The sequence below is a fragment of the Alkalimarinus alittae genome (genome assembly GCF_026016465.1).
Classification (GTDB): Bacteria; Pseudomonadota; Gammaproteobacteria; order Pseudomonadales; family Oleiphilaceae; genus Alkalimarinus; species Alkalimarinus alittae.
In genome coordinates this window covers 1203126-1224046 of sequence record NZ_CP100390.1, presented here as the reverse complement: position 1 = coordinate 1224046, position 20921 = coordinate 1203126, and the positions used below count along the sequence as shown (strand labels likewise).

Sequence of the window (20921 nt, the reverse complement as noted above, 5' to 3'; positions counted from 1 at the left end):
TAATTTACAGCTAACGCTTTGCTAATGGGCAAATGTTTGATGGCGGTTTTTGTGCGTGTTTTTGCACAAAAAGTGACAGCGAATATTTGTCCTATTGAGCTACTTGTTATAGGTTTAATTGTCCGATTATTACGGATACAGACAACAACCCCAATACTATTGCAATTAAGCTTCGGCTAATGAGTTTAATCATATTGTCTGGCTTTATTGAAAATGGAGCAGTCCAAATATAAACAGCTTCAATTAGAATTGCCATTACAATATATGTTCCTATAAGGCTGTATTCACTGCCACTTTTTATAGTTGTCCATACGTAAAATATTAGCGTGAAGTGCATTAGTAAATTCAGAAATGAAGCACCAAATTCAACGCTAGATTGCTTTCCACAGCCAGTGCAAACGGCACCAATTTCTGGTGACGAGTCGATTACGTGCAATAATGGAATCGCCTTTTCTTCACAATGTGGACACTTTTTCATATTACTTCCTTTTGCCTAAAGACCAACCTCTAACGCTTAGCTCAACGGCAAAATTTGTTGGCAGTTTTTTTGCGTTTCTTTGCAAAAAAGGTGACAGCACATTTTGTCCGCTGCAGCAACTTGTTAGCTTTTGAACTGCACATTGGCAAGACCTCCATCACACCACTGATCATAATCAAATTTTGATGGATTACTCATAAGTTCTTTAGCATGCTCTACAAACTTTAATAAGTAAACATTACCGGTTTTACTTGCTTGCTTCAGAAAATTACTAACGTCTTCTCTAGTTTCAGTGTGGTAATCAGTTCTTACCGCATCACCTACGATCAAATAAGCACATTTTAGGAAGAAGCGTTGCTTGGGACAGCTGTTATCAGATGCCAACTCTATAATAATATCCGAAAGATATAGTTCGCCTACTGCTAGATCAAAGTCTTGTGTAGGCCAAAGCGAATCAGCATCATATGCCCACTCTCTAAGCTCTTCATTAATTGGATTCCATGGATCTTTCATAAAACTCTCAGAGAAAGCTAACGCTGCCAACAACGGCAGACTTGTAGTTGTGATTTTTGTGCAATAATGGCGAAGCCATGCACAAAAAGCGCGGCTGCAAGGCTGTCCAAGCCACGTAGTGGCTGATGTTGCTTGGCCTTGTTAACTGTTTTATACATTTATTCTCAGCTGCACTGCAAGTTCAGTTGAAATGATTCCAATCGATTCTGAAATTGACAGCAATTCATTAATACAAACAGAATTTTCATTATTTTTTAAATCAAAAATATGAAAGTCATTTGTTTCTGATGAATAATGTATAGGGTTATGAGCAATAAGGTGCCTAATATTAGCTGCCTTTTTCATATGAACTAGGAGTTCGGAAATGGTGTCTCCGTTTTTTAATGACCGCCTTGCAACACCAATTGATTTATCAAAACGGCTTAGATACGCATCTTTGTGATATACCCTATCAGGCAACCACTTCTCATAGAGTCGAATTAATTCATACTCTACACGTGAGCAGGCTAATATCAGTTTACCAATTGCTGCTTCCCATTTTTCAAAGTCTAGTTCGTCGTCCATGCCTACCTACAGTTAACGCCTTGCACATGGGCAACAACAAAAGCGGCCGGCTCTTTGGCCGCTTTTGTTGTTGTCCTATGCTGCTATTGGTTAGGTGTGGAAGTCACTTCGGACTTTGATACTTTCTCCAAAGTCTCTTATTCCCGTGATCCATACCTTCTAATATTTACTCCACTTCATCCTTTTTGCACGAAGACTGAAGCGAAGAATTTTAAACGCTAATTTCAATCGTTAATGTGGGATGCCCCACAACTCAAGCGTATTAAAGTACGGTACTTTCAATGCTTCACTTTTGCACTGGTTTTGGTTCGAAACCGCACACGCTTTAAACCAAAACCGCCATAAATACTGACTGGTAGCACACCTAACGCTTTGCACATGGGCAACAGCAAAAGTGGCCAGCCTTTTCTTTTTGGCCGCTTTTGTTGTTGTCCTATGATGCTACTTGTTAGGGGTTTATTTCACTTCGGACTTTAATATGTTATTCCGAAGTTACTCATTCCCCCAACGCTTTTTTATTTATCTTCGGACATTGATACTTGTTGTGTTTGAATTAACAGGACACTTTAATAATGGAATATAATCCTATTATTGAGGTGAATATGACTAAACGAACAAATAAAAGTTATCCAGACGAGTTTAAACAAGAAGCAGTTGCTTTAGTGCTCGAACAAAATTATACCGTTGTAGAGGCTGCCGCATCATTAGGCGTCACTGACAAAATCTTATATAACTGGGTCGTAAAACACAAAAAGCAGGCTTCAGGTGAAATGCTGTCAGTTGATGAACGAGCAGAACTGATTCAGCTTAGAAAAGATAATAAGCGCTTACAAATGGAGCGTGAGATATTAAAAAAGGCCAGCGCCTTCTTTGCGAAAGAAATGAAATAAAATATTCATTTATCAGTAAGCTTGGTACAAAGTACACCATATCAATAGCGTGCCAAGCAATGCAGGTTAGTTCATCCGCTTATTATGCTTGGTTAAAAAAACCAGGTGAATTAATAAACGATGAAACACTGCGCTTGTATCGACGTACTAAAGTTTTGTTTCAAGCAAGTCGAAACAGCTTGGGTAGTCGAGAGCTTGTTAAGGTATTACGCAAAGAAGGCTTTAAAGTAACGCGTTATCGCGTAATTAAATTAATGAAAAAACTGAAGTTAGTTGTGACCCAGCGTATTGCTTATAAAGTCACAACAAAACGAAAACATAGCGATAGTGTTGCAGACAACCTGCTAAACATGAACTTTAACCCTGTTGGGCCAAATCAAGTATGGGCTGGCGATGTAAGTTACTTAAAGACAGGTGAAGGCTGGCTTTATCTAGCCATTGTGATGGATTTATATTCACGCCGTATTGTTGGCTGGCATATATCTAAGCGCATGACGCGTAATCTAGTGGAGAAAGCACTAACAAAAGCACATCACTTGCGAAAACCTCCAAAAGGGGTGGTATTCCACAGTGATCGCGGCTCTCAATACACAAGTAATGGCTTTGTAGGCGTTTATTGAAAAGGTTAAATTGTCGTGCGAGCATGGGTGATGTTGGAGCGTGCTGGGATAACGCTGTTGTTGAACGTTTTTTCGGTAGTTTAAAACATGATTGGTTGCTTAAAGTGCCGCAACCAACGCGTGAACATATGCAAGAAGACGTAACAAAATACATGAAATATTATAATGTTGATCGACTACATTCAGCTAATGCTGATCAGTCGCCAATTGAGTTTGAGAATTCCTTTAGGAAAGTGTCCGGCTGGAGTTGACCAGAACACACACCTAACGCCTTGCACATGGGAAATTAATAAACGTGGCCGTCTTTTTGGCCGCTTTTATTAATTTTCCTATGATGCTTATTGTTAGGTGTGGACGTCACTTCAGACTTTGACCTTTATTCCAAAGGCTCTTATTCCCGTGATCCACACCCTTAATTTTTACTCCACTTCATCCATCTTGCACTAAGATAGAAGCGAAGAATTTTAAACGCTTAATCCAACCGTTAATGTGGGATGCCCCACAACTAAAGCCTTTAACTTTACGGCACTTTCAACACTTAACTTTTGCAATGAATTTGGTTAAAAAAACCTACACCACTTTGAAATATACACTACAAATACAAGGATTTAGCACACCTAACGCTGCGATAAAGGGCCGGAACTGCGTAGCAGTGGAGGTCCAGCCCTGTAAGGGCGATCTTTGATTGCCTGGTTATACGATTATTCATTCCAGAGTTAATTTTAGCCTATTAATTTCGGTATAAAAATAATAGGTAAAGCAATGACTATGACGATCAATAGAAGATAGAACAATGCTTTTCCTGTTTTCACAGTTCCAGATTTAAAGCCAAAAAAACGGAAAAAGTATACAGGTACACCTATTATTGGAAATACCGCACAAAAAACTTTATAACCACCAATTTTTCGTAACTCATTTTCCTTAGCATGCCGGCCGCACCAAATAAAAACACAAACAGCAATAAATATTGAGTGGGCCACAGTTATAGCTTGCTGGTCTGAAATACTAAAGCTAAAAATACCTTCTACTATCCCACTCACTAGAAAGCTAATAAGTATAACAATGAGTACAAAATTTGATTTATTCATAATGTTCTTTTACGTATAACGCCAAGCACATAGGCGGCCAATATGGAGCACGAAGTGCGTAGTATTGGGCGTCCTATGCTGCTACTGGTTAAGTTGGATTCAACCTTTATCTTGCAAGGTTTCAGATAATTTTAAAGTTTCAACAGTTTTAAGGCTCTCATTAATTCTGAACAATACAATTAATAGTTCGCAGCCAATTCTAATACTGATAAATCCAAAAATGAAAGAAGCAATCCCTGCAAATAAACCAACACCGCCAAACATAGATGCAATTTTAAACGCGCCAATTGCGTTGGCAATCAAACCAAGCCAGTAAAAAATAGGAATGATTTTTGGGGTGATCAGTGTCTTAAAAGTGAACAATGATGTCATTGTATTCTCCTTGTTTGTTAAAACGACTTAAAAAACTTAACGCTTTGCACATGGGCAACAACAAAAACGGCCAGCTTTTTCTCTTTGGCCGCTTTTGTTGTTGTCCTATGCTGCTACTGGTTAGGTGTGGAAGTCACCTCGGACTTTGACCTTTACTCCAAAGTCTCTTATTCCCGTGACTCACACCTTCTAATTTTTATTCCACTTCATCCATCTTGCACGAAGATTGAAACGAAGAATTTTAAACGCTAAGTACAATCGTTAATGAGGGCTACCCCACAACTCAAGCGTGTAACTTTACGGTATACACAACACTTAACTTTTGCACTGTTTTTTGATCGAAACCGCACACGCTTTAAACCAAAAACGCCATAAATACTGACTGGTAGCACACCTAACGCTTTGCACATGGGCAACAACAAAACGGCCAGTTTTTTCTCTTTGGCCGCTTTTGTTGTTGTCCTATGCTGCTACTGGTTAGGTGTGGACGCCACTTCGGACTTTGATATTGACTCCAAAGGCTCTTATTCCCGTGACTCACACCTTCTAATTTTTATTCCACTTCATCCATCTTGCACGATGATTGAACCGAAGAATTTTAAACGCTATTTTCAACCGTTAATGTGGGCTGCCCCACAACTCAAGCGTGTAAATTTACGGCACTTTCAGCACTTAACTTTTGCACTGAATTTGGATCGAAACCGCACATTATTTAAAACAAAAACACCATAAATACAGTCTGGTAGCACACCTAACGCCTTGCACATGGGCAACAACAAAAGCGGCCGGCTCTTTGGCCGCTTTTGTTGTTGTCCTATGCTGCTATTGGTTAGGTGTGGAAGTCACTTCGGACTTTGATACTTTCTCCAAAGTCTCTTATTCCCGTGATCCATACCTTCTAATATTTACTCCACTTCATCCTTTTTGCACGAAGACTGAAGCGAAGAATTTTAAACGCTAATTTCAATCGTTAATGTGGGATGCCCCACAACTCAAGCGTATTAAAGTACGGTACTTTCAATGCTTCACTTTTGCACTGGTTTTGGTTCGAAACCGCACACGCTTTAAACCAAAACCGCCATAAATACTGACTGGTAGCACACCTAACGCCCAGCTAATGGGCAAATGTTTGATGGCGGTTTTTATGCGGCTCTTTGCATAAAAAGTGACAGCGAATATTTGTCCTTTTGAGCTTTTTGTTAGGTGTTCAATTCACTTCGGACTTTGATATTTCCCCGAAGTTCCTCACTCCCCCTAACAACACTTTAATCTTTATTCCGCTCTATCCATTTTGCACGACGAACTGAGCGAAGAATTTTAAACTCAAAATACTAACGTTAATGCGAGAGGCCCCACAACCCAAGTGGATTACTGAGCGGCACTTTCGGTGCTTAACTTTTGCACTAATTATTATGGCAAACGTACACTTTTTTCAATCCGAAACACCGTCGCCACTGAACTTTAAGACACCTAACGCTTTGCACATGGGCAACAATAAAAGTGGCCGGCTCTTTGGCCGCTTTTGTTGTTGTCCTATGATGCTTTTTGTTAGGTGTGGACGCCACTTCGGACTTTGATACTTGCTCCAAAGGCTCTTATTCCCGTGACTCACACCGTTTAATATTTACTCCACTTTATCCATTTTGCACAAAGACTGAAGCGAAGAATTTTGAACTCTATTTTTAATCGCTAATGTGGGCTGCCCCACAACTAAAGCGTAGTAAAGTACGGTACTTTCAATGCTTAACTTTTGCACTGAGTTTGGTTCGAATACCTACAAACATTTAAAATATACACTACAAATACAAGGATTTAGCACACCTAACGCTGCCAACAACGGCAGACTTGTAGTTGTGATTTTTGTGCAACAATGGCGAAGCCATGCACAAAAAGCACGACTGCAAGGCTGTCCAAGCCATGAAATGGCTGATGTTGCTTGGCCTTGTTATATTTCAGTTGAACAACCATTTACCTTCTTTAACGTATATTTCTCAAAATAGTGAAGAATAACAAGACCTACCACCACTATAACTAGGTATACCAAAACTGGTGACCAACTGCTTTCAAAAAATGAATAAATAGCTATTGGTAGAGGTAAATAACGAGCTAGTAATTTGAAAGGAATAGCAATAACTGGGTAAATAAGTGCTATCCATGATGGCTCCCCTTCCTTCAATTTATGCTCCTATTAAAAAATATAACGCTTTGCACATGGGCAACAACAAAAACGGCCGGCTTTTTCTCTTTGGCCGCTTTTGTTGTTGTCCCTTGCTGCTGATTGTTATGTGTTTGATAGTTCATTAAAAAGTAACTTATTAGAACATGGATCGATAACAGTGAAAGTCCGACTGCCCCATGGAGCTAACTCTACTGAAGGCTTGTTGTATTTATACTTTCGGGAAGTTATTTCTTTGAATAGTGAGTCAAAGTCACTGACATTTAAAAAGACTTTGCCTCCTGGTGTGCAATCACCAGAATGCTCACTAAGATGTAATACTAAATTACCTTTTGATACCTGCATATAAATTGGGGCACCTTTTTCAAAGCGATGCTCCCAATCCAAGGTCATGCCAAGAAACTCTAGGTAGAATTCATTAGCCTTTTCTACATCAAATATTCGTAAAACCGGGATCGTTTGGAATTCCATATCTCAATACTCTACTTACACATAACGCTTTGCACATGGGCAACAACAAAAACGGCCAGCTTTTTCTCTTTGGCCGCTTTTGTTGTTGTCCTATGCTGCTACTTGTTAGGTGTGGACGCCACTTCAGACTTTGACCTTTATTCCAAAGGCTCTTATTCCCGTGATCCACACCTTAAATTTTTACTCCACTCTAGCGTGCTTGCACGAAGACCGAAGCGAAGAACTTTAAACGCTTAATCCAACCGTTAATGTGGGTTGCCCCACAACTAAAGCGTAGTAAAGTACGGTACTTTCAATGCTTCACTTTTGCACTGGTTTTGGGTCGCAATCGCACAATGTTAAAACCAAAAACACCATAAATACAGTCTGGTAGCACACCTAACGCCTTGCACATGGGCAACAACAAAAGCGGCCGGCTCTTTGGCCGCTTTTGTTGTTGTCCTATGCTGCTATTGGTTAGGTGTGGAAGTCACTTCGGACTTTGATACTTTCTCCAAAGTCTCTTATTCCCGTGATCCATACCTTCTAATATTTACTCCACTTCATCCTTTTTGCACGAAGACTGAAGCGAAGAATTTTAAACGCTAATTTCAATCGTTAATGTGGGATGCCCCACAACTCAAGCGTATTAAAGTACGGTACTTTCAATGCTTCACTTTTGCACTGGTTTTGGTTCGAAACCGCACACGCTTTAAACCAAAACCGCCATAAATACTGACTGGTAGCACACCTAACGCTTTGCACATGGGCAACAACAAAAACGGCCAGCTTTTTCTCTTTGGCCGCTTTTGTTGTTGTCCTATGCTGCTACTGGTTAGGTGTGGAAGTCACTTCGGGCTTTGACCTTTACTCCAAAGTCTCTTATTCCCGTGACTCACACCTTCTAATTTTTATTCCACTTCATCCATCTTGCACGAAGACTGAAGCGAAGAATTTTAAACGCTATTTTCAACCGTTAATGTGGGATGCCCCACAACTAAAGCCTTTAATTATACGGTACTTTCAGCACTTCACTTTTGCACTGGTTTTGGATCGTAATCGCACACTGTTAAAACCAAATACACCATAAATACAGTCTGGTAGCACACCTAACGCTTTGCACATGGGCAACAGCAAAAGTGGCCGGCCTTTTCTTTTTGGCCGCTTTTGTTGTTGTCCTATGATGCTACTTGTTAGGGGGTTATTTCACTTCGGACTTTACTATGTTATTCCGAAGTTACTCATTCCCCCAACGCTTTTTTATTTATCTTCGGACGTTGATACTTACTCCGAAGTCTCGTATTCCACTCACACGCTTTAATACTTATTCCGCTTTATCCATTTTGCACGATGACCTAAGCGAAGAACATTGGCTTTTAATTTCAATCCTTCAAGTGGGCTGCCCTACAACTAAGGAGATTAATTTACCTTTAAATTCAGAGCTTAACTTTTGCTTTTAACACAGGCTGACCTTTGCAGCGTTGCTACACTGCGGCGTACTCTTTTTGACGCTTAGACTGACGTGACTATATGGCTTTAAGACCCCTAACGCTTTGCACATGGGCAACAACAAAAACGGCCAGCTTTTTCTCTTTGGCCGCTTTTGTTGTTGTCCTATGCTGCTACTGGTTAGGTGTGGAAGTCACTTCGGGCTTTGACCTTTACTCCAAAGTCTCTTATTCCCGTGACTCACACCTTCTAATTTTTATTCCACTTCATCCATCTTGCACGAAGACTGAAGCGAAGAACTTTAAACGCTATTTTCAACCGTTAATGTGGGATGCCCCACAACTAAAGCCTTTAATTATACGGTACTTTCAGCACTTCACTTTTGCACTGGTTTTGGATCGTAATCGCACACTGTTAAAACCAAATACACCATAAATACAGTCTGGTAGCACACCTAACGCCTTGCACATGGGCAACAACAAAAGCGGCCGGCTCTTTGGCCGCTTTTGTTGTTGTCCTATGCTGCTATTGGTTAGGTGTGGAAGTCACTTCGGACTTTGATACTTTCTCCAAAGTCTCTTATTCCCGTGATCCATACCTTCTAATATTTACTCCACTTCATCCTTTTTGCACGAAGACTGAAGCGAAGAATTTTAAACGCTAATTTCAATCGTTAATGTGGGATGCCCCACAACTCAAGCGTATTAAAGTACGGTACTTTCAATGCTTCACTTTTGCACTGGTTTTGGTTCGAAACCGCACACGCTTTAAACCAAAACCGCCATAAATACTGACTGGTAGCACACCTAACGCTTTGCTAAACGGCTAAATTTGATGGCGTTTTATTTGCGTGTTTTTGCAAAAAAAATGACAGCATATTTTGTCCGTTTGAGCTGTTGGTTAGGTGATGTTAACGATTTTTCTACATTTAGGAAATGACGAACAACCCCAAAATTTATTCCCTGCATTAGCTCCTTTTTTTGATTCCCTCAGAATCATTTCAGAACCGCATTTGGGGCAAGAGTTTTCTTGTTCTTTTTTCTCTTTAGAGCTAATAATTTCTTTAACATGAGCAACATGCTCTCTATTTGTTTTTATGCTTCGTTGAAGTCTACCACCTTCAATTTTCTCAACTATTTCAGCGGTTTCTTTTTGTGTTAATACCTCAATATTTTTTGATTTGATGTATTGGACACAACCTCTAGCATAAGTGACATATTCAGGCATTTGAGTTTTAAATGTACTGTCACCAATAAAGACAATAACCGAGTAAAGGTATTCCTGATTAATACCCAAACAGCTTTCGAGAGTTTTAATATGTTTGTAATTTTGATGTATTGGATTTTGAAACTTACTTGAGTGTTTAAATATTTTTTGAGTCCATTGTTTTTGATTAGAAGAACCAAATATCCAGCCTTTCATGTTCTTTGTTTCAATGACAAATACACCATATTTTGAAACCAAAATATGGTGTATTTGTGTAGTTCCATTCTCTGTCGGTAATGTGGCATTTTTTATAAGGTGATAGTTCTCTTTAGGCAAAAATAGTTTTAACAATAAATTAACCTGAAACTCTCCAAGAACACCTTTGAACCACGGTGTTTTGATGACAGTAAGAACAACAAAAAATGGCACCAAGTACCATACAGCACTGTATATTTGATTTAACATTGGAGTGAAATCCATGCTTCGATAGTTCCTTTTTCACCTAACGCTTTGCTAATGGGCAAATGTTTGATGGCGGTTTTTATGCGTGTTTTTGCATAAAAAGTGACAGCGAATATTTGTCCTATTGAGCTTTTTGTTAGGTATTTACTTGCACTACAATTCCGCCCATATAAGCTTCATCTGCATAGCATTTTATTCCATCAATGTAACAGGTGTGAGAATCTCGCCTTTCATTAGTATCAGTGTAAACCGCAACAAAACCTCCATGCATGCCTTCATTAAAAAAGCTTAAGGCTCGTCCGTCTTCATCTGCGACCTTTAAAGCACATCGAGAACAAACATAATTTGGATAACGTGAATAAAAATCCAAATCAGTTTTACAAATTGGGCAACAATAGTCATTTTCACGCATCTTAATATCCTGAATACCTAACGCTTTGCACATGGGCAACAATGAAAGTGGCCGGCATTTTCTTTTGGCCGCTTTTGTTGTTGTCCTATGCTGCTGTTGGTTATAGGGCTATTTGTATACAACCCCATTATGTTTAAGCCAACCACCTTCATGCCGAGCCGCGGGATCATGATGTGTCCAATGAACTACACCACCTTTAGCGTTCCACTCATACTCTCCATAAAATTCAATAGAGTCACCCGTCTTGATTGAGTTTATCTTAGGAGCTAAATCAATATTATGGGCTATTAAAACAGTCTGCCCTGATGGTAGCTTAAGTATAAATTTTTGATGACGGGAACCTTTATCATCATCGGGTAGAACTTTAACGACTATTCCAGTGTTGCTAACTTGTACATTACTAGTTCTGGTTTCGTAAGCAGAGGAAATTGACTGACCACCTGCAAAACCGGCAAGAGAGAAAGTGGATAAAATTAATACTATGAGTAAATGCTTCATATTTAACTATTTCTCATGACCTATAACGCCTAGCTTACCGGTGGAATAATTTGACGCGGCTTTTTGCGTTTCTTTGCAAAAACCGCGATAAATTATGGAATCCGGTAGAGCGCCTTGTTAGCAGTTTTATTTGGTGCATACACATTAGTAATGATACCTGCACGATATTATGGTTAGCGTTTTATCATCAACGGCATAAACTAAACGATTGGAGTCATCAATTCGGCGTGACCAGAAACCTGACAAATTTTCTTTAAGAGGTTCAGGCTTACCAATACCCTCAAATGGTGAACGCTTAGTGTCACTGATTAATTTGTTTATACGCTTTAATGTCTTTTTGTCCTGACCTTGCCAGTAAACGTAATCATTCCAAGCTTCATCAGTCCAACAAAGTAGCCTACTACTCATCGACTATATCTCTTTGCGTAGTTTTACCACTTTTATATTGAGCTATTGATTTGTTTAAATGTTCTGCATTTGCAGGAGACTTTAATAAATGAACTGTTTCCATCAAACTATTGTAATAATCTAATGACATCACTACCGCATCTTCTGAATCTCGACGCGTTATAACAGTGGTGTCTGCATCATTAACGACAGAGTCTAAAACAGCTTTTAATCCATTTCTTGCTTCAGTAAAAGATACAACTCTCATAAATCACCTATATGTACAATTTATTGAACAACTATAACTCAGTTATTTTATATGCACAATATACGGTACATGTATTTTTGCTGCTAACGCCCGGATCACCGAGCAAATTTTTGATGGCGGCTTTTGTGCGTGTTTTTGCACAAAAGGTGACAGCGGAAATTTGTCCGGTGCAGCCGTTGGTTAACCGCTGTATACCATTGCCAGTGATTTAAGAGCTTGAATAGATTCTTTGCACTTGCCCTTAGGGTCTCTTTTATGCTCTTTCCTGAGACCTACCAACATATCATCTAATCCTTTTGTTAACTGTTGCCCCGTATGTTTGAATCGTTTTTGGCCAAGCTGAAGATCATACCCATCTCTGTAGTAAATTTTACCAAGTGCGATACTGTTCTTGGCTTTGCGCTTATAAGTATTCATTGCGTTTATTAATGACTGATTATTTGGGCAAAACTCTAAAGATACACCATATACTTTTGTAAACGCATAAGCTTTTCCAGCATTGGTAACAAGGAATGCTTCTGCTGCTTGCAACATTTTAGGATCGTTAGGATCTAACTTTTTACCGTATGCTTTAGCAAGAATTTCGATTAGTTCTTTTTTATTTGGGGTAGCTGAGGATTCCTGAGATTTTTCCAGTTTAATTTCTTTCATAGTTTCATCCTTTGCACACGGCCTATCTTGGAAAGATACTTGGCCAGCATTATCTGTGCACTTAAACATTGCATGTGCGTTTGTTGTAATAATTGCACTAAGAATAAATAAGGCTACTTTAAAAAGGTTATTTGACTGCATTTTTCTCTCATCTGAAAACGGTTAACGCTTTGCACATGGGCAACAATAAAAGTGGCCGGCTCTTTGGCCGCTTTTGTTGTTGTCCTATGATGCTTTTTGTTAGGTGTGGACGCCACTTCGGACTTTGATACTTGCTCCAAAGGCTCTTATTCCCGTGACTCACACCGTTTAATATTTACTCCACTTTATCCATTTTGCACAAAGACTGAAGCGAAGAATTTTGAACTCTATTTTTAATCGCTAATGTGGGCTGCCCCACAACTAAAGCGTAGTAAAGTACGGTACTTTCAATGCTTAACTTTTGCACTGAGTTTGGTTCGAATACCTACAAACATTTAAAATATACACTACAAATACAAGGATTTAGCACACCTAACGCCCGCAGCACGCGCGGCTTTGTAGTGGAGGCGAAGCCGCAACGAAAAAGCCGTCGCTGTGACTGCGATTGTTATGTGTTTTTGGCTTCACTGCAGAGTCTCAAAATACCAGAAATTTCAACCCAATTAGAATGAGTATTATACCGCCCAAAAGCTCTGCCTTGCTTTCTAGCCATGTCCCACTTCTAGCACCAATAAACACACCAACCAAGCTGAATATAAATGTCGTAACACCAATGATTCCGCAAGCAATTATCGGGTTGACTTCGAGTAGATTTAATGTAAACCCAGCAGCCATTGCATCTATGCTCGTAGCAATAGCTAAAATAAGCATCACTTTATGAGTGATTTGTGCAATATCTTCTTCAACACCCTCGCTAATGGCTTCATAAATCATCTTTCCTCCAACTGTTATAAGAAGGAAGAATGCAATCCAATGTGCATAATTCTCAACCCAGCCGAGCACACCTTTTCCACCAAAGTAGCCTATAAATGGCATTAGCGCTTGGAATAACCCGAAATATATTGCAGCAATTATAGCTAGCGACTTTGTCTTCTTGACCCGCTTTGATCCAAGCCCTATAGAAACCGCAAATGCGTCCATGCTCAGTGCTACTGCCAAAATTAAGACTTCAATCATTAAAATATCTCACAAATATACTCGGGTGTTTATTGCTGACGAAACATAACAGCTAATTCTACGACATTATGTCGTAGATCACTTTGTGGTTATGATATCGTCTAAAAATCAATCATTTCAATACAAATCAGCTCTTTGGCCAAATAATAAATAATTTAATTTCTCAAATTGCGACATAGTGTCGCAAAGTAAAAAGTAGTGACACCTCTAAACAAACTTATTTATTCAACAAATCCAGCTATTTACCCAAGATTCAATCTCAAATTACGACATGATGTCGTATATCCTGAAAGCTGGTCGGTTTAATGTAGATATTTTAGCTGTATTCATGTACAGTAAAATACTTGATTGATTAACACGGAGGTTTAATTAATGCTGGATATACCCGCGCCATTACCTGCTCAGCCTGTGCGTTTTATAGATAAGTTTCGGTTCTATATTCGCAAAAGGGGCTTAGCTTACAAAACTGAAAAAACCTACGTAAGCTGGGTCATCAGATATATACGATTTCATAATAAACAACACCCATCACTGCTTTCTGAAGCGCATATTGAAATGTACCTTGACCATTTAGGGGTTCAGCTCAATGCGGCTAAAAATACACAGAGAACCGCTTTAAATGCTCTTGTGTTTTTATATCGTGAATTTCTAGGCACCGAACTGAAAGACTTGAAATTTTCTCATGCTAAGAAGTCACGTAAGTTACCTGTGGTTTTTTCTCATGATGAAGCTATGCGTGTCATTAGTGAATTACAAGGGCCTTATAAACTTATGGCGCAGTTAATGTTTGGTTCTGGCCTTCGTATCTCTGAATGCATTAGGCTCAGAATTAAAGACCTTGATTTCGGCATGAGTGTTCTTATTGTGCGTGACGGTAAAGGAGGAAAGGATCGTTCAACGGTATTACCTTCAGTGCTACATGCGGCATTAAGAAAGCAAATTACGTTGGTTAATTTAATTCATCAACAAGATGTCGAAGATGGGTTTGGAGAGGTATATATGCCAGATCGATTAGCGTATAAATATCCTACATCAGCATCGTCTCTCGAATGGAAGTACCTTTTCCCCTCAAGTAATTATTCTGTTGATCCTCGTTCAGATAAAACGAGACGACACCACGTTATGGATCGTTCCGTTCAGAGAGCGGTTAAAGCGGCTATTGCTAAAGCAGGCATTCATAAGCATGCAAGCTGCCATACGTTTAGACACAGCTTTGCGACGTCTTTATTACAGCAGGGCTACGATATTAGAACAATTCAGAAACTACTTGGGCACTCTAATGTAGAGACCACCGAAATTTATACCCATGTATTAGGACAGGGTGCAAATGGAGTTATAAGCCCATTAGAACGCTAAGCGAAATGCGCGTCAGTCTCCTGACGCGCTTAATGCTTTCTTATGATTAGTGTTCCGCTACCGGCGCTGCTGCACCGCGAGGTACACGTATATCTTCTACCAAATGCTGAATATGCTCGGGTGGTGGCGGTGTTACTTTAGAGACTGCAAACGATACCGCGAAGTTCAATAACATCCCCAATGTTCCGATGCCTTCTGGTGAGATACCGAAGAACCAGTTATCAGGCGTGTTTGCCGCTGGGTTTACGAACTTAAAGTAGATGATGTATGCAAAGGTGAACACCAAGCCTGACACCATACCGGCTATCGCGCCTTCTTTGTTCATTCTCTTATAGAATATACCCATCAAGATGGCGGGAAAGAAGGAGGATGCGGCGAGTCCGAATGCAAAGGCGACTACTTGGGCCACGAAACCTGGCGGGTTAATGCCAAAGTAACCGGCGACACATATTGCAGCCGCGGCGGCAAAACGTGCGGCGAGAAGTTCTTTTTTCTCATCTATATCGGGCATCAAGTTGCTCTTCAACAAATCGTGCGAGATAGATGTCGAGATCACCAGTAACAGTCCTGCGGCGGTTGAGAGTGCTGCGGCTAAGCCACCAGCAGCCATCAATGCAATAACCCAACCGGGTAGTTGTGCTATTTCAGGGTTGGCCAGTACCATAATATCGCGATCAACATAAAGCTCGTTGGCGTTATCTGTTGGTGTGTTAGTCACTACGCGCTCTTGACTAGCGCCTCGAATGTTATCATCAAAGGTTGGCTTACCCGCAAATGGAGCACCTGCGACATATTGGATTTTTCCATCTGAATTTTTATCTTGCCATGCGAGTAGCCCCGCATTTTCCCAGCTTTCAAACCACTCTGGTAGTTCATCATATTCTGCTTCGCTTACCGTTTCTAGTAAGTTAACACGCGCAAATGAAGCAACCGCTGGCGCTGTTGTATAAAGAATGGCAATAAACAGTAGTGCGTAGCCGGCTGACTTACGTGCGTCGCTTACTTTAGGTACCGTGAAGAAACGAACAATGACGTGAGGTAACCCTGCAGTACCCACCATTAGTGCCATGGTAATAAAGAACATATCAATGGTGGATTTGCTACCGGCGGTATATTGTGCAAACCCCAGCTCCTGAGACAGGCCATCTAGTTTATCGAGCAAGAATACATCGCTGCCACTGAGCGTGCTACCAAACCCTAATTGGGGGATGGGGTTGCCGGTCACTAACATAGATATATATATGGCCGGGATCATATATGCGAAGATCATCACACAGTACTGTGCCACTTGCGTATAGGTAATACCTTTCATGCCGCCTAGTACGGCATAGAAAAATACAATCGCCATGCCGATCAATACGCCAGAATTGATATCAACTTCAAGGTAACGAGAGAACACGATACCAACACCGCGCATCTGGCCTGCGACGTAAGTGAAGGAGATAAAAATTACACAGATAATCGCAACCACACGGGCTGCTTGGGAGTAGTAACGCTCACCAATAAATTCCGGTACGGTAAACTTACCAAACTTTCTTAGATAAGGCGCCAGACACATAGCTAGCAATACATAGCCGCCAGTCCAACCCATCAGATAAACCGCGCCATCACGCCCAACAAAGGAAATAATACCGGCCATAGAAATAAACGAAGCAGCTGACATCCAGTCTGCGCCTGTTGCCATACCATTTGCAATGGGGTGCACACCACCACTTGCTACATAGTATTCACTGGTAGAACCTGCTCGAGACCAGATCGCGATGCCAATGTAGAGCGCAAAAGTGGCGCCTACAAATATATATATGAGTGTTTGGGTATCCATTGTTTGCCTACCTCTTATTCTTCATGAAAATCATATTTACGATCGAGGGTGTTCATTCGAGCCGTATATACGAAAATTAAAACAACGAAGGTATAGATAGACCCCTGCTGAGCAAACCAAAACCCAAGTGGAAATCCACCGATTTTGATTGTATCCAAAGCATCTACAAATAGAATGCCGCATCCATATGAAACTGCAAACCAAATTGCTAAGAGTATTAGCAATAATCTGACGTTTTCTTTCCAATAAGCTTGTGCTGCTTGTTTGTTATCTGACATAAGACTCCTCCACGATTAGACCACTTATTATTTTTTTAGTGGTCTATCAAAGATAGGCGTCAATTGCTTGCGAGGAAATAAGACTTTAGTCTATCGAATTTTTAACCCTAAAAATCAATCGCTTAGTAAATATATATTAATTATTAAGGGGCAGTTGTTGTATATTTTATGTCGAAGGTTATGCTTTATAAATACGCATAATTAACCCCTACAGTCTTAATCGCTGTAATTTTTTTCATTTACATTTTTTCATGCAAGAGGCTAAAGATGGTTCAGGGCTGGATACTGATCGCCTGTTCTTTTATCTATATTAGTGCGCTTTTCGGAATCGCCTATTATGGAGACCGTCATTCATCGCTATATAATAATCGGTTTATTCGCCCTCAAATATACAGTTTGTCGATGGCGGTTTACTTTACCTCTTGGACGTTTTATGGCGCCGTCGGCAGAGCCTCAACAGAGGGCTTGGGCTATTTACCTATTTACTTAGGCCCGCTGCTGACATTCTTCTTTTTTGGCCCGATTATCGACCGAATTATTCGTATTAGTAAAAAACAAAGTACGACGTCAATTGCTGACTTTATTGCTGCACGGTATGGCAAGTCTCAGCTGATTTCTGTTCTGGTTACAGCGATCGCGGTAGTGGGTATTATTCCGTATATTGCACTGCAACTTAAAGCGGTTTCGATGGGATTTAGTATTTTAACCACCGGTGATATGGCCCAAGACACCAGTAGTATTAGCTTATTTAAAGACACTGCGTGGTGGGTTGCTCTCCTGATGGCTCTCTTTACGATTATATTTGGTACACGCCATCTTGATGCGACGGAACATCACCAAGGCATGATGCAAGCCGTTGCATTTGAGTCGGTGATCAAAATGGTCGCATTTGTATTCGTAGGGCTCTTTGTTTGCTACAGCATGTTTAACGGTATTGACGACATATTTACTCGAATAAACCAATCATCAGGGCTTGAGAAGTTTAGTCTCGGCGGATTTAGCAATAGTGATTTTATCGCTCAGACTATCATTTCAATGTGCGCCATTATCTGTCTACCAAGGCAGTTTCATGTCACCGTTGTGGAGAACTACCATCGAAGCGATTTTCAAGTCGCTCGGGTGATGATGCCGCTTTACCTGATTATTGCGAGTGTATTTGTACTCCCGATAGCCGGTGCAGGCTGGCTTATGTTTGAACCGGGTACGGTTAATGCAGACACACTGCTACTCAATTTGCCCATTATTGCCGATCAAAAATGGCTAACTATTTTAGCGTTTTTAGGCGGTGGTTCTGCGGCAACGGCCATGGTCATTGTGTCTTCGGTGACCCTAAGTACCATGGTGTGCAATGAGATTGTTATTCCCTCTATATTTAAATTATTTCAAATTAAGCTCAGCCAACAGCAAAACTTAAGTCGCTTATTCCTCAACATTCGTCGTGTCACCATTGTTTTATTATTGTTACTTGCTTACGGCTTTTACCGACTTACGGCGCGAGACTTCAGCCTCACCTCTTTCGGCTTACTTTCGTTCGTTGCTGTCGCACAGTTTGCCCCTTCTTTAGTGGGCGGAGTCATGTGGCGTAGAGGCAATTTCCACGGTGCGGTCATTGGTTTAACCAGTGGTTTTTTGATTTGGATTTACACCTTATTACTGCCCACTCTCGCTCGTAATAATTGGATCTCTTCAGATATTATTGATAAAGGAATATTTAATAGTGATTGGCTAGTCCCTACTGCCTTATTCGGCAGTGATATGGGATTAATTACTCACGGTATCGTTTGGAGCTTAGGCACCAATATTTTTCTCTATATTGTTGTGTCGCTGTTCACTCGTCAACGAGTCAGAGAAAAAATACAAGCCGCTGCATTCTTTCACGAAGTGGATAGTTCACATCAAGACTCACTCGCAGATCAACGAAAAAGCAACGCCACTATTGATGACCTTAAAGCACTCACTGAACGTTTTATGGGGCCCGAAAAAGCAGACGCGATCTTTATGATTTACGAAACCCGTTACAACGAGAAGTTATCGCCTGGTCGTCATGCTACCCCCAATTTAATGAACTTTATTGAAAAACAGCTCGCGAGTGTTATCGGCTCTTCAACCGCCAAAGTCGTTTTAGACTCAACGATTAAGGGTCGCGACATGCACCTTGATGATGTCGTAAGTATTGTTGATGAAGCCTCGCAGGTCATGCAGTTTAACCGTGATCTATTACAGTCGGCGATCGAGAATATATCACTCGGTGTTAGCGTTATTGATGAGCAGCAGCGAATTGTTGCTTGGAATCAGCGATACCTAAGCCTGTTTAATTACCCAAAAGGGTTTGTAAAAGTCGGGCGACCAATCGCCGACTTAGTGAGGCTAAACCTTATTGCGGCTAATCTACCACCTAAAAAAATCGAAGTATTGATTAAAGATCGCTTGAAACTGATGCAGGACGGTACGCCCCATGAATATGAACGCGAACGCCCCGATGGTTCAGTGCTCCTAATTCAAGGCATCCCTACACCAAGCGGCGGCTTTGTGACCACATTTGCAGATATTACAGACTTAAGAAAAACCACCCAGGCGCTAAAAGAGACCAACACCTATCTTGAGCAACGAGTTGAAGAAAGAACACAAGAGCTCTCGGTGCTCAATGACCAACTATTACAAGCCAAGTCAGTCGCTGAACAAGCCAACCAGAGTAAAACGCGTTTTCTTGCGTCTGCGAGTCATGACTTACTCCAACCCCTTAATGCTGCAAGACTGTTCACCTCTGCCCTGCACCAGCAGCATCAAGAGCAAGATAAAGACCGCTCACTCATTGAGAATATAGACGACTCATTAGCCGCAGCAGAAGAAATCCTCAGCACGTTACTAGATATATCAAAGCTCGATGCAGGTGTGCTCGAGACTCACCTCAGTGACTTTTGTATTCAAGATATTCTTAAACAGTTAAATGCTGAGTTTACCGTCATTGCAGAAGACCAAAACCTAACCCTCAAAACGGTGCCTTGCTATCAAACCGTTCATTCAGACTCTCAACTTCTTCGCAGGGTCATTCAAAACTTCTTATCCAACGCGATTCGCTACACACCTCACGGCAAAATACTTCTGGGTTGTCGTCGGTTAAAAGGATTTGTGCGTATTGAAGTATGGGATACGGGCCCCGGTATTTCTGACAGTGACATTAAGTTAATTTTTGAAGAGTTTAAGCGTCTCCCCCATCACGGGAAAGAGAAGAAAGGATTAGGTTTAGGGCTCGCCATAGTCGACAGAATAAGTCATATGCTTGGCCACCCGATTAAGGTTACGTCTACATTGGGTAAAGGCAGTGTTTTTTCTATTACCGTCCCTATCGGTCAAAGTAAATCCGCACACGTATCAAATGAACGAACGCCAGTTTCAACGCGTAAAGTGGGCGGTCTTGAAGGCTTAAATGTACTCTGCATTGATAACGACCCGATCATTTTAGAGGGTATGGCCACGCTATTAAGAGGTTGGAGCTGCAAGGTTATTGCCGCGCATAGTCTAGAAGACGCGCAGCAAAAGAGTGCGAATAAACGACCTGAAATTATTTTGGCCGATTATCAACTAGACAATGACGAAAACGGGCTTGATACGATGGATGAACTACAATCATTTTTTGCCCCTTTAGCTCCTGGCGGGCGTATTCCCGGCGTGTTAGTAACCGCACAAACAGGGCAAACACTCATAGAAGAAGTACACCAAAGAGGTTATCAAATACTGCATAAGCCTGTTAAACCCGCAGGCTTAAGGGCCATGATGACTAAGCTCATTAAAAGCCAGGCCAAGAATCACCCATAACCCTATT

The 20921-nt window shown here is 40.8% G+C and carries 21 protein-coding genes and 1 pseudogene; 6 read left to right on the top strand and 16 right to left on the bottom strand.

The window, feature by feature from the left end:
* Positions 1 to 106: 106 nt before the first annotated feature.
* The 4 genes from NKI27_RS05400 to NKI27_RS05385 form a co-directional block, all read right to left on the bottom strand.
* Complete coding sequence (locus tag NKI27_RS05400) at positions 107 to 478, bottom strand: hypothetical protein (RefSeq protein ID WP_265048665.1); 372 nt, start codon at positions 476 to 478, stop codon at positions 107 to 109.
* 123 nt (positions 479 to 601) lie between these two features.
* On the bottom strand, positions 602 to 991 hold the full coding sequence (locus tag NKI27_RS05395) for a hypothetical protein (RefSeq protein WP_265048664.1): 390 nt from the start codon (positions 989 to 991) through the stop codon (positions 602 to 604).
* A 17-nt stretch (positions 992 to 1008) separates the two neighbouring features.
* Entirely contained in the window at positions 1009 to 1149 is a 141-nt protein-coding gene (locus NKI27_RS05390) for a hypothetical protein (RefSeq protein ID WP_265048663.1), read from the bottom strand.
* On the bottom strand, positions 1142 to 1555 hold the full coding sequence (locus tag NKI27_RS05385; RefSeq protein WP_265048662.1) for a hypothetical protein: 414 nt from the start codon (positions 1553 to 1555) through the stop codon (positions 1142 to 1144). Before NKI27_RS05385 ends, NKI27_RS05390 begins: the two co-directional genes overlap by 8 nt.
* A gap of 602 nt (positions 1556 to 2157) precedes the next feature.
* Here NKI27_RS05385 and NKI27_RS05380 point away from each other — a divergent pair.
* Positions 2158 to 3316 (top strand): annotated as a pseudogene (locus NKI27_RS05380) (IS3 family transposase).
* 471 nt (positions 3317 to 3787) lie between these two features.
* Here NKI27_RS05380 and NKI27_RS05375 read toward each other — a convergent pair.
* Positions 3788 to 4153 carry a hypothetical protein gene (locus tag NKI27_RS05375; protein WP_265048661.1) on the bottom strand — a complete coding sequence of 122 codons (366 nt, stop codon included), beginning with the start codon at positions 4151 to 4153 and terminating at the stop codon, positions 3788 to 3790.
* Positions 4154 to 4252: 99 nt separating this feature from the next.
* Complete coding sequence (locus tag NKI27_RS05370; protein ID WP_265048660.1) at positions 4253 to 4525, bottom strand: DUF4282 domain-containing protein; 273 nt, start codon at positions 4523 to 4525, stop codon at positions 4253 to 4255.
* Between the two features lie 408 nt (positions 4526 to 4933).
* On the opposite strand from NKI27_RS05370, the gene NKI27_RS05365 reads away from it, so the two are divergent.
* Both NKI27_RS05365 and NKI27_RS05360 read left to right on the top strand, forming a co-directional pair.
* Positions 4934 to 5257 carry a hypothetical protein gene (locus NKI27_RS05365; protein ID WP_265048659.1) on the top strand — a complete coding sequence of 108 codons (324 nt, stop codon included), beginning with the start codon at positions 4934 to 4936 and terminating at the stop codon, positions 5255 to 5257.
* A 1007-nt stretch (positions 5258 to 6264) separates the two neighbouring features.
* Positions 6265 to 6525 carry a hypothetical protein gene (locus NKI27_RS05360; RefSeq protein WP_265048658.1) on the top strand — a complete coding sequence of 87 codons (261 nt, stop codon included), beginning with the start codon at positions 6265 to 6267 and terminating at the stop codon, positions 6523 to 6525.
* Between the two features lie 281 nt (positions 6526 to 6806).
* Here NKI27_RS05360 and NKI27_RS05355 read toward each other — a convergent pair whose 3' ends face one another.
* Entirely contained in the window at positions 6807 to 7172 is a 366-nt protein-coding gene (locus tag NKI27_RS05355; RefSeq protein ID WP_265048657.1) for a VOC family protein, read from the bottom strand.
* A gap of 1509 nt (positions 7173 to 8681) precedes the next feature.
* Here NKI27_RS05355 and NKI27_RS05350 point away from each other — a divergent pair.
* The gene (locus NKI27_RS05350) at positions 8682 to 9035 is read left to right on the top strand and encodes a hypothetical protein (RefSeq protein ID WP_265048656.1); all 354 of its coding nucleotides are present in this window, start codon (positions 8682 to 8684) and stop codon (positions 9033 to 9035) included.
* A 465-nt stretch (positions 9036 to 9500) separates the two neighbouring features.
* On the opposite strand, the gene NKI27_RS05345 is transcribed toward NKI27_RS05350, so the two are convergent.
* From NKI27_RS05345 to NKI27_RS05315, 7 genes are all read right to left on the bottom strand, one after another.
* A complete protein-coding gene (locus NKI27_RS05345) occupies positions 9501 to 10286 on the bottom strand; it encodes a nuclease-related domain-containing protein (protein ID WP_265048655.1) in 786 nt (261 codons plus the stop codon).
* 118 nt (positions 10287 to 10404) lie between these two features.
* A complete protein-coding gene (locus NKI27_RS05340; RefSeq protein ID WP_265048654.1) occupies positions 10405 to 10680 on the bottom strand; it encodes a hypothetical protein in 276 nt (91 codons plus the stop codon).
* Between the two features lie 108 nt (positions 10681 to 10788).
* A complete protein-coding gene (locus NKI27_RS05335; protein WP_265048653.1) occupies positions 10789 to 11178 on the bottom strand; it encodes a DUF3465 domain-containing protein in 390 nt (129 codons plus the stop codon).
* Positions 11179 to 11322: 144 nt separating this feature from the next.
* A complete protein-coding gene (locus NKI27_RS05330; RefSeq protein WP_265048652.1) occupies positions 11323 to 11586 on the bottom strand; it encodes a Txe/YoeB family addiction module toxin in 264 nt (87 codons plus the stop codon).
* The gene (locus NKI27_RS05325) at positions 11579 to 11833 is read right to left on the bottom strand and encodes a type II toxin-antitoxin system Phd/YefM family antitoxin (protein ID WP_015486388.1); all 255 of its coding nucleotides are present in this window, start codon (positions 11831 to 11833) and stop codon (positions 11579 to 11581) included. The genes NKI27_RS05330 and NKI27_RS05325 overlap by 8 nt, the downstream gene beginning before the upstream one ends.
* A gap of 180 nt (positions 11834 to 12013) precedes the next feature.
* Positions 12014 to 12553: a DUF4124 domain-containing protein gene (locus NKI27_RS05320; RefSeq protein ID WP_265049473.1), complete on the bottom strand. Its 540-nt coding sequence runs from the start codon at positions 12551 to 12553 to the stop codon at positions 12014 to 12016.
* A gap of 549 nt (positions 12554 to 13102) precedes the next feature.
* Complete coding sequence (locus NKI27_RS05315) at positions 13103 to 13642, bottom strand: manganese efflux pump MntP (protein ID WP_265048651.1); 540 nt, start codon at positions 13640 to 13642, stop codon at positions 13103 to 13105.
* Between the two features lie 372 nt (positions 13643 to 14014).
* On the opposite strand from NKI27_RS05315, the gene NKI27_RS05310 reads away from it, so the two are divergent.
* Positions 14015 to 14998 carry an integron integrase gene (locus tag NKI27_RS05310; protein ID WP_265048650.1) on the top strand — a complete coding sequence of 328 codons (984 nt, stop codon included), beginning with the start codon at positions 14015 to 14017 and terminating at the stop codon, positions 14996 to 14998.
* Positions 14999 to 15044: 46 nt separating this feature from the next.
* On the opposite strand, the gene NKI27_RS05305 is transcribed toward NKI27_RS05310, so the two are convergent.
* Together NKI27_RS05305 and NKI27_RS05300 are read right to left on the bottom strand one after the other, a co-directional pair.
* Positions 15045 to 16820 (bottom strand): sodium:solute symporter family protein, encoded by a 1776-nt coding sequence (locus NKI27_RS05305; protein ID WP_265048649.1) that lies wholly within the window; start codon positions 16818 to 16820, stop codon positions 15045 to 15047.
* Positions 16821 to 16834: 14 nt separating this feature from the next.
* Complete coding sequence (locus NKI27_RS05300; protein WP_265048648.1) at positions 16835 to 17098, bottom strand: DUF4212 domain-containing protein; 264 nt, start codon at positions 17096 to 17098, stop codon at positions 16835 to 16837.
* A 267-nt stretch (positions 17099 to 17365) separates the two neighbouring features.
* Between NKI27_RS05300 and NKI27_RS05295 the strand changes: the two genes are divergently transcribed.
* On the top strand, positions 17366 to 20914 hold the full coding sequence (locus NKI27_RS05295) for a PAS domain-containing hybrid sensor histidine kinase/response regulator (protein WP_265048647.1): 3549 nt from the start codon (positions 17366 to 17368) through the stop codon (positions 20912 to 20914).
* The last annotated feature ends 7 nt before the right edge of the window (positions 20915 to 20921 follow it).

Excerpts from the sequence above, each read along its gene's own strand:
- NKI27_RS05400 (WP_265048665.1), bottom strand. The coding sequence starts at position 478 with ATGAAAAAGTGTCCACATTGTGAAGAAAAGGCGATTCCATTATTGCAC.
- NKI27_RS05395 (WP_265048664.1), bottom strand. The coding sequence starts at position 991 with ATGAAAGATCCATGGAATCCAATTAATGAAGAGCTTAGAGAGTGGGCA.
- NKI27_RS05390 (WP_265048663.1), bottom strand. The coding sequence starts at position 1,149 with ATGTATAAAACAGTTAACAAGGCCAAGCAACATCAGCCACTACGTGGC.
- NKI27_RS05385 (WP_265048662.1), bottom strand. The coding sequence starts at position 1,555 with ATGGACGACGAACTAGACTTTGAAAAATGGGAAGCAGCAATTGGTAAA.
- NKI27_RS05375 (WP_265048661.1), bottom strand. The coding sequence starts at position 4,153 with ATGAATAAATCAAATTTTGTACTCATTGTTATACTTATTAGCTTTCTA.
- NKI27_RS05370 (WP_265048660.1), bottom strand. The coding sequence starts at position 4,525 with ATGACATCATTGTTCACTTTTAAGACACTGATCACCCCAAAAATCATT.
- NKI27_RS05365 (WP_265048659.1), top strand. The coding sequence starts at position 4,934 with ATGGGCAACAACAAAACGGCCAGTTTTTTCTCTTTGGCCGCTTTTGTT.
- NKI27_RS05360 (WP_265048658.1), top strand. The coding sequence starts at position 6,265 with ATGCTTAACTTTTGCACTGAGTTTGGTTCGAATACCTACAAACATTTA.
- NKI27_RS05355 (WP_265048657.1), bottom strand. The coding sequence starts at position 7,172 with ATGGAATTCCAAACGATCCCGGTTTTACGAATATTTGATGTAGAAAAG.
- NKI27_RS05350 (WP_265048656.1), top strand. The coding sequence starts at position 8,682 with ATGGCTTTAAGACCCCTAACGCTTTGCACATGGGCAACAACAAAAACG.
- NKI27_RS05345 (WP_265048655.1), bottom strand. The coding sequence starts at position 10,286 with ATGGATTTCACTCCAATGTTAAATCAAATATACAGTGCTGTATGGTAC.
- NKI27_RS05340 (WP_265048654.1), bottom strand. The coding sequence starts at position 10,680 with ATGCGTGAAAATGACTATTGTTGCCCAATTTGTAAAACTGATTTGGAT.
- NKI27_RS05335 (WP_265048653.1), bottom strand. The coding sequence starts at position 11,178 with ATGAAGCATTTACTCATAGTATTAATTTTATCCACTTTCTCTCTTGCC.
- NKI27_RS05330 (WP_265048652.1), bottom strand. The coding sequence starts at position 11,586 with ATGAGTAGTAGGCTACTTTGTTGGACTGATGAAGCTTGGAATGATTAC.
- NKI27_RS05325 (WP_015486388.1), bottom strand. The coding sequence starts at position 11,833 with ATGAGAGTTGTATCTTTTACTGAAGCAAGAAATGGATTAAAAGCTGTT.
- NKI27_RS05320 (WP_265049473.1), bottom strand. The coding sequence starts at position 12,553 with ATGTTTAAGTGCACAGATAATGCTGGCCAAGTATCTTTCCAAGATAGG.
- NKI27_RS05315 (WP_265048651.1), bottom strand. The coding sequence starts at position 13,642 with ATGATTGAAGTCTTAATTTTGGCAGTAGCACTGAGCATGGACGCATTT.
- NKI27_RS05310 (WP_265048650.1), top strand. The coding sequence starts at position 14,015 with ATGCTGGATATACCCGCGCCATTACCTGCTCAGCCTGTGCGTTTTATA.
- NKI27_RS05305 (WP_265048649.1), bottom strand. The coding sequence starts at position 16,820 with ATGGATACCCAAACACTCATATATATATTTGTAGGCGCCACTTTTGCG.
- NKI27_RS05300 (WP_265048648.1), bottom strand. The coding sequence starts at position 17,098 with ATGTCAGATAACAAACAAGCAGCACAAGCTTATTGGAAAGAAAACGTC.
- NKI27_RS05295 (WP_265048647.1), top strand. The coding sequence starts at position 17,366 with ATGGTTCAGGGCTGGATACTGATCGCCTGTTCTTTTATCTATATTAGT.